Source organism: Kitasatospora sp. NPDC036755, assembly GCF_040636595.1.
Classification (GTDB): domain Bacteria; phylum Actinomycetota; class Actinomycetes; order Streptomycetales; family Streptomycetaceae; genus Kitasatospora.
This window is the reverse complement of sequence record NZ_JBEZUT010000517.1, coordinates 1-4,116: the sequence shown is the minus strand read 5'-3', so window position 1 is coordinate 4,116 and position 4,116 is coordinate 1. Positions and strand designations below refer to the sequence as shown.

The 4,116-nt window shown below is 74.5% G+C and carries 4 protein-coding genes; 2 read left to right on the top strand and 2 right to left on the bottom strand.

The window, feature by feature from the left end:
• Positions 1-947: 947 nt before the first annotated feature.
• Both AB0E96_RS39095 and galE read left to right on the top strand, forming a co-directional pair.
• Positions 948-1,583, top strand: a complete 636-nt coding sequence (locus AB0E96_RS39095; RefSeq protein ID WP_359831303.1) for a hypothetical protein — start codon at positions 948-950, stop codon at positions 1,581-1,583.
• A 111-nt stretch (positions 1,584-1,694) separates the two neighbouring features.
• Entirely contained in the window at positions 1,695-2,711 is a 1,017-nt protein-coding gene (galE, locus tag AB0E96_RS39090; protein ID WP_359831301.1) for a UDP-glucose 4-epimerase GalE, read from the top strand.
• A 13-nt stretch (positions 2,712-2,724) separates the two neighbouring features.
• Here the strand turns inward: galE and AB0E96_RS39085 are convergent, their stop codons facing one another.
• Complete coding sequence (locus AB0E96_RS39085; RefSeq protein ID WP_359831299.1) at positions 2,725-3,423, bottom strand: lytic transglycosylase domain-containing protein; 699 nt, start codon at positions 3,421-3,423, stop codon at positions 2,725-2,727.
• 71 nt (positions 3,424-3,494) lie between these two features.
• Positions 3,495-3,701: an antitoxin gene (locus AB0E96_RS39080; RefSeq protein ID WP_359831297.1), complete on the bottom strand. Its 207-nt coding sequence runs from the start codon at positions 3,699-3,701 to the stop codon at positions 3,495-3,497.
• Between the last annotated feature and the right edge of the window lie 415 nt (positions 3,702-4,116).

Genomic DNA, 4,116 nt, shown 5'->3' with positions numbered 1-4,116 from the left:
GCACGGGGGGTGCGGCGCCGCCGCGGCGACGACGGTGGCGGTGCGGCCCGGGGTGGCGGCGGCGGCCTTCGGGGCGGGGCCGGTGAAGGTCGCGGCCTGACCCTCGCGGGTGCCGGGCGGGGCGTCGCCCGTCGGTCGGCGCCCGTCGGTCGTCGCCCGTCGGTCGGCGGCCGTGGCACGTCCTGCCGGGCAGCGCGCCGCACGGCCGCGCTCTCCGGCCTTCGCCGTGCCCAGGGTCGTCGTGGCTGCCCGCGCGTCCGAACGCCCGGTGAATTTCGCAGGAGGTTTCTGTTATTCCCTCCCGCCTCCCGTGCTCTCCGGAGTGTCGGAAGGCTCGACCCCCTTTCACGGCGAGGGACGCGGGCCGTGGCGGGCGGAGGAGGCGCGGTGGTGTTCGGGAACGGCGGGCCGCGCGAACTCGGGCGTCCGGTGCGGGATTCCGAGGTGGCGATCAGTCAGATCGCGCCGAATTCGGCCGTCTTGAGACGGTGTGCCACGGCCTGCGTGCGGATCCGCGGCCGGGGGAGCGGGCGGCGTCCGGGCGCCGGTGGGCCGCCGCGGACGCCGCAACTCGGCTCTCTCCGCCGCCGGTTGACCCGGGCCCGGCCCGGGCGCGAGGCGGCGCGCGGGAGTGCCGGGTGGTGGTGCCGGGCCGGCCGCCCGCCGGGTCGGCAACGGCCGAGGAACGTTCTTTACCGGAACTGGTCGTTGCCGAGGGCCTCGTGAGTCGATCGGGGTAAGGCTGTTCCTGTGAGTCCCCAAAACCGGACGGCCCGTACGCGGGCCGAACCCTCCGGCCCGAGCCGCCGACGCCCGCGGGCCCCAAGACCCGCGGGCCCGAAGGTCCGTGGTGCCGGGAACGGCCGCCGCCCACCCAGTGGCGGCCGTTCCCGGCACCGGCCGTTCCCCGCGTCCCTGCCCCCACACCGCCCCGAGGACCCTCCCGTATGCGAACCCGCCCCGACCTCGCCGCCCTCACCCTCACGACCGCGGCCCTGCTCGCCGCCGCCGTGCCCGCCTCCGCGCACGGCGACAGCGTCCACCTGGACGTCACCGGCCAGCAGAACGGCCGCGTCAGCACCGTCGCCACCTGGGAGAACGACCACGACCCGGTGACCGGGGAGTTCGTCGGCACGCTCTCCGCGACGGCCTCCGACGGCCGTGCCGTCGGCCCCTGGCGCCTGGTCACCGTCCCCGACCGCCCCGGGACGTACACCACCCGGGAGATCCTTCCCGTCGGGCACTGGCGGGTGACGGTGGACTGCGCGTCCCCCGCCCGGGGGCACGGCGAGCGCGAACTGGACATCGACACCGTCCTGATCTCCGATCCGGGGGGCCCGGGGCCGGGAAGCCCGGCGCTGGCCGAAGCCTCGCCGCGGTCCGCGGAGGTGGCGCCCGCCCCGCTGCGGGAGACCGCCCCGGAGGCGGGGACCACCGCGGCCCCCGTCTCCGCCCGGCAGGTCGCGCCCGGGCCCGTCCACGCCACCACCTCCGACGCCACCGCCTGGGCGGCCATCGGCACCGCCTGCGCGGCCGTCGTCCTGGTCGCCACCGGGCTCTGGCTGCGGCGCCACCACGGCTGAGCCGCCCGGAGCGGTGCCTCCGGCCGGCGGAACCGGCCGGGTGCGAACGACGTCCTTTCCGGTCACCGGGCGCCATCGGGCGCCCGGACGACCGCAAGGGAGCGTCCGCGCATGAAGAAGGTCCTGATCACCGGCGGTGCGGGATTCATCGGCAGCACCGTCGCCTCCGCCCTGCTCGACCGGGGGATCACCCCGGTCGTGCTGGACGACCTCTCCCGGGGCCGGACCGAGTTCGTCGCGGACCGGATCTTCTACCGGGGCGACATCGCCGACGCCGCCCTGCTGGACCGGATCTTCGCCGAGCACCCCGACATCGACGCCACCGTGCACTGTGCCGCGAAGATCGTCGTACCGGAGTCGGTGGCCAAGCCGTTGTACTACTACCGGGAGAACGTCGCCAAGACCGTCGAGCTCCTGGACGCCCTCCAGCGCCACGGCTGCACCCGGGTCGTCTTCAGCAGCTCCGCCTCGATCTACGCCCCCACCCCCGACGCCCGGGTGGACGAGAGCAGCCCGGTCGACGCCGGCAGTCCGTACGCGCGCACCAAGCAGATGATGGAGCAGGTCCTCCAGGACTGGACCCGGGGCGAGGGCGCCGAGCGCCAACGCGTCATCGCCCTGCGCTACTTCAACCCGATCGGCGCCGACCCGCAGCTGCGCACCGGCCTCCAGGACCTCAACCCCACCCACGCCCTCGGCAAGCTGATCGAGGCGCACACCACCGGCACCCCGTTCACCGTCACCGGCACCGACTGGGCGACCCGCGACGGCTCCGGCATCCGCGACTACGTCCACGTCCAGGACCTCGCCGAGGCGCACGTCGCGGCGCTGCTCAGGTTCGACGAGGTGATCGCCCCGGGCGTGGCGGACCGCTACCGGGTGATCAACGTCGGCACCGGCGACGGGACCACCGTGCGGGAGCTGATCGCCGCCTTCGAACAGACCGTCGGCACCAGCCTCGACGTGCGGGAGGCCGGGCCCCGGCCGGGGGACGTGATCGGCTGCTACGCCGTCGTGGACACCGCACGGGACCTGCTCGGCTGGCAGCCGCGGCGCGGCCTCGCGGAGGGGGTCTCCGACGCGCTGGCCTGGCGGCGGGTCTGGTCCGCCCGGGTCGCCGTCAGCTGACCGCCGCAGGGCGCTACTTGACGGCCTCGCCGGACTTCGACCAGTTGTCGCGCAGCCGGTCGAGGTAGGACTGCGCCTGGGAGCCGATCTTGACGCCCCGGGCGAAGGCCAGCATGTTGCCCGCGCCCGCGTTGTAGCCGAGGGCCATCAGTTCGTCCCGGGTGAGCGACACGCCCGGGCGTGCGGGCAGTTGCGCGGCGAGGTCGTGCAGGTGCCAGGCGGCCGCCTGGACGGCCAGGTTCCGGTCGTCCGGCAGCTCCTCCCACTGCCGGGAGGCGAAGGGGCGACCGGGCTTGGTGTCGTCGAAGGCGGCCCGGTGCATGTTGGCGATGCCGAAGGAGGCGTCCGGCTTGCCGCGCTGCCAGGCCCGTTCGAGCTCGGGGTCGTGCGGCTTGTACGCCTCGTTGTAGAGGATCGCCATCAGCAGCTGGGGATCGACCCCGGCCTCGGCGGCGTACTGGCGGACCGGTGCCGCGTAGTCGGCCGGGTCGTAGCGGCCCGAGGGCTTCGAGGGCTTGGGCGGCGCCGCCGAGGATCCGGCCGACGGCGCGGCGCCCGCGGCGGGGCCAGAGGGGGCGGCGGCGGTCGGGGAGGGGTCGGCGGAGGTCGGGTCGCCGTGGCCGTTGCCGCGGACGAGTCCGAGTCCGGCCACCACCACGACGCCGATCACCAGCCAGCGTGCCCGGCCGGACCCCTTCTTCTCCTCGCTCACCGCTGCCGCCCCTCCCCGTTCGCCCGTGCGCCCGTTCGACCGCCGTGCGGCTGATCGTGCCCTGTGGCAGGTTACTCGGCGGGCTTCTGGTCGCCGTCGAGGTTGCGCAGGAAGCCCTTCGCCTTCTCGACGCCGGTGTCGATCTGCCCGCTGTACTTGCCGTCCGTGCGGTCGTCGATCGCGTCGCCGACCTTGTCCAGGCCCTGGCCGATCACGTCGCCGTGCTCGCGGGCGAGGTCGGTGGCCTTGTCCGCGAGGTTCTTCAGACTCTCAAACATGGTGACGCTCTGCTCCTCTGATGCGTTCCTGATGGTGTGCCGACGTGGCGGGGATCATGACCATCCTAACGACGGCCCACCGGGCGGTCCGTCGCTGCCGGGTGGCAGCGGATGACTTTGCTGAAATGGGTTTGTATGCTCCAGCCCATCTTCTACAGCAATGTAGAGGAAGGGGTCCCACCAGGACACCGGCAGGACCACGCCAGGACACCACCGGATGCCACCGGACGTCACCGGGTCCGAAGGCGTCCCGGCACACGCGGCGGTGCGATCGCGCCGCCGCGGCCGCAACGATCGAGGGAAGTGCGCATGGCCGGTCAGCGGGCGAGAACGCCGTACCAGGACGCGGGACCGCGCACCGAGGACCGCGCCCTGCCCGCCCAGCGCTCCCGGACGGCCGGTGCGGCCCCGGCGG

Coding starts and splice junctions, on each gene's coding strand:
- AB0E96_RS39095 (WP_359831303.1), top strand. CDS start 948: ATGCGAACCCGCCCCGACCTCGCCGCCCTCACCCTCACGACCGCGGCC.
- galE (WP_359831301.1), top strand. CDS start 1,695: ATGAAGAAGGTCCTGATCACCGGCGGTGCGGGATTCATCGGCAGCACC.
- AB0E96_RS39080 (WP_359831297.1), bottom strand. CDS start 3,701: ATGTTTGAGAGTCTGAAGAACCTCGCGGACAAGGCCACCGACCTCGCC.